The 244-nt window shown below is 58.6% G+C and carries 1 protein-coding gene; it reads right to left on the bottom strand.

Features of this window, described 5'->3' with window-relative positions:
• Positions 1-244 (bottom strand): hypothetical protein (locus GCN75_RS29475; protein ID WP_193317717.1); only part of this gene is annotated, 244 nt, incomplete at both ends.

Raw genomic sequence — 244 nt, 5'->3', positions numbered from 1 at the left:
CCCGTCTGCACGATCTCGCCGCTGGCGTTGTTCAGGTTCGCCACGTTCAACTGCAACTGGCCGCCCACCAGTTGGCCTTGGTTATTGATCAGCGACTGGCCATTGTTGGCATTGGCCGTGATGGCCAGCAGATTGCTGGCGGAAATCACCGCCTTGTTAGTCTGTACATCACCAGTAGTTGCCGTGATGGCGATATTCGCTGCGCCCGTCTGGCTGCCCGACAGATCCACACTGGAACCCGTCA

It is taken from the genome of Janthinobacterium violaceinigrum (assembly GCF_009208555.1).
Classification (GTDB): domain Bacteria; phylum Pseudomonadota; class Gammaproteobacteria; order Burkholderiales; family Burkholderiaceae_D; genus Janthinobacterium; species Janthinobacterium violaceinigrum.
Note: the sequence above shows the minus strand (reverse complement) of the source record. Positions and strands in the feature narration are given on the sequence as shown.